4 protein-coding genes and 1 pseudogene are annotated in these 5233 nt (G+C 36.2%); 2 read left to right on the plus strand and 3 right to left on the minus strand.

Features of this window, described 5'->3' with window-relative positions; translation table 11 throughout:
• On the minus strand, positions 1–1225 hold a 1225-nt coding region (gene dnaG / locus WG67_RS01530; protein WP_458694969.1), incomplete at its 3' end, for a DNA primase.
• 615 nt (positions 1226–1840) lie between these two features.
• Positions 1841–1930 (minus strand): annotated as a pseudogene (locus WG67_RS07770) (WPE palindromic element domain-containing protein); the annotation flags it as partial.
• A 195-nt stretch (positions 1931–2125) separates the two neighbouring features.
• Between WG67_RS07770 and ubiG the strand changes: the two are divergent.
• Positions 2126–3301 carry a bifunctional 2-polyprenyl-6-hydroxyphenol methylase/3-demethylubiquinol 3-O-methyltransferase UbiG gene (gene ubiG / locus WG67_RS01535; protein ID WP_010962529.1) on the plus strand — a complete coding sequence of 392 codons (1176 nt, stop codon included), beginning with the start codon at positions 2126–2128 and terminating at the stop codon, positions 3299–3301.
• Positions 3302–3312: 11 nt separating this feature from the next.
• Here the strand turns inward: ubiG and WG67_RS01540 are convergent, their stop codons facing one another.
• Positions 3313–3753, minus strand: coding sequence for a TrbC/VirB2 family protein (locus WG67_RS01540; protein ID WP_070356797.1), 441 nt, complete (start codon positions 3751–3753; stop codon positions 3313–3315).
• A gap of 139 nt (positions 3754–3892) precedes the next feature.
• Between WG67_RS01540 and metG the strand changes: the two genes are divergently transcribed.
• Positions 3893–5233 (plus strand): methionine--tRNA ligase (gene metG / locus WG67_RS01545; protein ID WP_458694970.1); only part of this gene is annotated, 1341 nt, incomplete at its 3' end.

The following is a 5233-nucleotide window of genomic DNA, read 5'->3' on the forward strand; positions in this document are numbered from 1 at the left end:
TTCTTAGTTCACTAGCCTTATTGTAAAAATAATCTCTGTAATACCTTCTAATACTGCTGTTGCTAATAGTATTTACATATTCCATGAACTTGTGCTCAAGAATTGAATATTTTTCCGGAGCAAGTTTTTCATAATTTTGCAAATTGCTATCGATTATGTGATGCCATAAATATTCAGAATGCAGTTTTGTTGAATGGTCAAGAGCAGTCAACACGTCTTCTTTCTTGTATTCCAGTTCGTTACATATATCGTATGGATCTTTATTACTCGGCAAAGTCACAAACTTTAACGTGTATCCAGGCTCTAATATTAGCAGAGCAAGTTCTGCAACTCGAGTAGCAGCATGACGTCCAGCACTATCGCCATCCATACAGATGGAGATTTCTTTAGCAAATCTCCATAGATTTTTTATCTGTTCTGCAGAAATTGCGGTACCAAGCGGAGCAACTGCATTACTAATTCCCGCTTGATGTAGCGCTATAGCGTCCATATATCCTTCAACAACGAGTATGTGCTGTTTTTTACGTATTTCGCTTAAAGCAAAGTTTAATCCGTATAAATTCTCCCTCTTCTTGAAGAGCTGACTCTCTGGACTGTTTAAATATTTCGGCTGTTGCTCAGAACTTAGCGCACGTCCGCCAAAACCAATAACTCTCCCTGCAATGCTCTGTATAGGAAATATCAGCCGGTCATAAAAATAATCATGAAAATTTTTGTTTACTAATCCAATATCAATTAAAATTTTGTCTTCAATACCTGAAGAGTTTAAATACTCTTTCAAACCAGAGCTTGGTGCATAACCTATCTTAAATTTATCTATGATTTTGGGTAAAATCTTACGCTGCTTTAAATAATCTACAACACCTTGATTTTTTTGTGCAAACCAATTTGCAGCTAAATCAAGCGCTAAAAATAGTTTATTGTCCTCTTTTGTAATACTAAGATTTTTGGGCAGTTCAACACCTGTAACCGATGCTAATTTTTCCAATGCTTCTTTAAAGCTTAATCCTTCAGTTTGTGAAATAAATTCAAATGCATCACCACTAGCCAAGCAACCAAAACAGTAATATAACCCCTTAGTATTGCTCACCGAAAAAGATGGGGTTTTTTCGTTATGAAATGGACAGAGCCCAACAAAACTATCTCCTCTTTTTATTAATCTGACTTTTTTACCTACTAGGTCGGATAATAATAATTTTGATTTTATAATATCTATATGATCCATCTTGTTAAATTAGTAGTAGGATAAAAATTATATAGAATTTATACACATCTGACTCGAAATTTATTTCTATAACTAAAGCAATTTGGATTTACCGACAATGTAGCTATACAAATTCAAGAGCAATCCTGTCATCCAGGTAGCCCACAGAAACAAAAAACTTCCTTGACAAACCTCGCCAGCGCCCTTATCATGAAACTGAAGCTATTTATTTATCTTCTCTGTACAGATTAAATGACAAAAAAACTCAACGTATCTGGCGTCTCATGTTTAATTTTTTGCACTATGTGCACCTTATGTCTTTATCAAATTTCCGGGTTTTGACCTACACAAGCTGAAATACGCTTATAAAGCATTTAAAACATTAAAAAACGCCAATTTAAAAAATGGATAGTGAATAACTAGCTACCCTAGGGTTTCTTTTGCCTTTTTTTCTGTTTAGTAAATTTCTTAACGTTTATAATTTAGATTAGTTGCGGCTTAAAAGCAGCTAAATCGCGGTTATTAAGTGTTTAGAATAAAAAAACGCCATACTTGAAAGTATAATGTAAGTAATTAGCCAACCACGGGGCTTCTTTTGCCTTTTTTTTCGTTTGGTAAATTTCTTAATATTTATACAGAAGGTGTCATTCCAGTGCTTGACACTGGAATCCAGTTCTTATTATACAGCTATCTGGTGTACTTATTTAAAATTAAGTTTTCTGGATCTCAGTGCCAAAGCACTGGGATGACACCCTTCCTGGCGGAGATTATTCTCAAATCACAATGTTCGTACAGTTGTGGAATGAATTGCGGTATGACGTAGGAAAACCTTAGCTATAGCTTTAGAACTCCCAAAAGGTCAGAAGCATTGAATGACTTGACAGAAAGTTCAAACCCATATAAAATGTCCTTATTTCTTATATGTTAGGTATAGTATCAATTGCCTCAGATCATGCTGGTTATGAATTAAAATCAGAAATAAAACCTTACCTGGAAGCCCTAGGTTACAGAGTAGTAGATCAAGGCTGCACTGCTAAGCAAAAGTGTGTAGATTACCCAAACTATGCTGTTAAAGTTGTAGAAGATATAACAAGCAAAAAAGCAAATTATGGGATATTAATTTGTGGTACAGGTTTGGGCATGAGTACTGTGGCAAATCGTTTTGAAGGAATCTACGCTGCTTTATGTAACAGTGTTGAGATCGCAAAATTAGCTCGCGAGCATGGCAACGCAAATGTACTGTGTCTTGGTGCAGGATTTACTGCGAGTGGATTAGCAAAAGACATAGTCAAACAATTCCTCGAAACAGAATTTTCAAAAGAAAGCAGACATAAAAAACGCCTTGATAAACTCAGCAATATAACCTCTAAGAAAAAAAAAACAAAAACTTATAACGAAGATGAAATATCAAAATTCGCTAAAATGGCAGGCCAGTGGTGGGATGAGAACGGCAAATTCAAACCATTGCACATAATGAATCCTGTTAGAGTATCTTACATTATTGAGAAAATAAAAGAGTTAAAAAAATGCAATTTGAAAGAATTATCATTGCTTGATGTTGGATGCGGTGGTGGCATTTTGTCAGAGTCAATGGCACGCGTTGGCATTAACGTTGTGGGAATAGATGTATGTGAAGAAAACATAAAAGTAGCGCATTCACATGCAAAAAAAGTAGGGTTAAATATAGAATATATACACACCAGCATTGAAGAGCTAAGCAATGACAAGAAGTACGACGTGGTTCTGCTGATGGAAGTAGTTGAACATGTGGATAATTTAGAGCTTTTCATGAAAAAAGCGATAGAACTGCTAAAACCGGAGGGGTTAATCTTTATATCCACAATAAATAGAACTATTAAATCCTTTTGTCTTGCAATAATTGGTGCAGAGTACATATTAAATTGGCTGCCAAAAGGTACACATAACTGGAATAAATTTCTCAAGCCGTCAGAAATTGCAAATCACTTAAGAGAAAATAATGTAACGCTGCAAAACATGGCTGGCATGGAGTACAACGTAATAAAGCGTGAGTGGAATCTAACTAAAGGCGTGGATGTTAATTATATACTCTGCGGTTTGTTAGATTTAACTCTATAAAAGCACCATTTTCACTTCCAATACTTTGAAGGATCTTGGCCAGCTTTTATACAGTAGCCTTTATTAGTTAGCGCCCAACCGGAACGACAAGCATAACCTGTACCTACACGTTCATATCCAGGAGCAGCAACACACTTTCCATTCTCCAAGGTGTGACCTTTAAAAAGACAACAAACTTCTTTTTNNGTTACCTTTGTTACAATTTGAGGAGCACCAAAAAACACAGCAACAAACATACCCAGTGCGAAAAGTGCAGGCCAAGGCATTCTGCCAAATATTGCAAGTAAGCTTGAACCAATTATTACCACTGTAATCATTGGTCCACCTATTCCATGAACGTAACCTATTACATTACACATTACATCTGTTGCTCCATCAGCGTGTGCATCAAATGCATAGAAAACTATAAATAGAATTACAAGAAAATTTCTCATTGTTCTTTCAATAATCATGCCTGATTGTTTCTTATTTTAATAAAATTTCAGTAAATAGCTTTTTTCAAAAATTATGCTTAACCCAATCAATATTTATTTATTACTGCCTTTTTAATACTATAATTAACTCAGTTGATTTTTATCAAAATGCTAAACCATGGAACAATTCGAGAACTTTTACATCACCACGCCAGTATATTACGTAAACGATAAGCCGCATATTGGTCATGCATACACTTCTCTCTTGTGTGACGTGGTGGCAAGGTTCATGAAACTAGCTGGGAAAAATGTCAAATTTACCACTGGTACAGATGAACATGGACAAAAAATAGAAAAAGCAGCTAAAGCAAAGGAAATGCAGCCAAAAGAATTTACAGATGAAGTGAGCGTTTCATTTAAAGAATTGGCTAAGTTCATGAATTTTGAGTATGACGATTTTATTCGCACTACGGAGGAACGTCACAAAAAAGCAGTTATAGCTTTATGGAATAGACTTGAAGAGAGAGGGCAAATATATTTGGATTCCTATCCGGGTTGGTATTCAGTTCGTGATGAAGCATTTTATCAGGAGTCAGAGCTGATAGATGGCAAAGCACCAACAGGTGCTGAGGTCCAGTGGATAAAAGAAGAGAGTTACTTTTTTCGCTTATCAAACTGGCAAGAAAAATTACTGGAACTCTATAAAAATCAGCCAAGTTTTATCTTTCCTGAGAGCAGAAGAAATGAAGTGATATCGTTTGTAAGATCAGGGCTCATTGACCTCTCAATCTCTCGCACTAGTTTTAACTGGGGAATAAAAGTACCAGGTAATGACAAACACATAATCTATGTCTGGATAGATGCATTAACCAATTATCTTACATCAATAGGTTTCCCTAGTACTGAAGGTGAGGAATATAAGAGGTTTTGGGCAGAACCAGAAACACAGATTCCAGTGTCAAGCACTGGAATGACACCAAACCAAGGGAAAACGCAGATTCCAGTGTCAAGCGCTGCAAACCTAGCTGACAACTCTTTCAACGTTCATGTAATCGGTAAAGACATATTGCGCTTTCATGCTGTATATTGGCCAGCGATTCTCCTTGCAGCAGACCTGCCACTGCCAAAACAAATTGCAGTTCATGGTTGGTGGTTGAACGAGGGAGAGAAAATATCCAAGTCCCTTGGTAATGTCATAGATCCAATTGGCCTCGCTCAAGAGTTTGGTGTTGATCAGCTACGCTATTTTCTCCTCAGGGAAGCAAGCTTCGGCCAAGATGGCAACTTTAGTAAGAAAAATATGATCAGCCGGATAAATTCAGAACTGGCAAACAACATAGGCAATTTAGTACAAAGAACAATTTCATTTTTACACAAGCAATGTTCTGGAATTGTACCAACAATCGATCAAAGCCTACTTAAAGGTGAAGAAAGTCTTCCAGGTTGCAAAGCTATACTCGATCAAGTGATGAATCACCTATCAAAGTATGAATTTAACCATATCATACTTCTAATCATC

It is taken from the genome of Wolbachia endosymbiont of Drosophila incompta, assembly GCF_001758565.1.
Taxonomy (GTDB): Bacteria; Pseudomonadota; Alphaproteobacteria; order Rickettsiales; family Anaplasmataceae; genus Wolbachia; species Wolbachia pipientis.

Bases quoted from the DNA above. Each gene is read 5' to 3' on its own strand.
- ubiG (WP_010962529.1), top strand. From the start codon at position 2,126: ATGTTAGGTATAGTATCAATTGCCTCAGATCATGCTGGTTATGAATTA.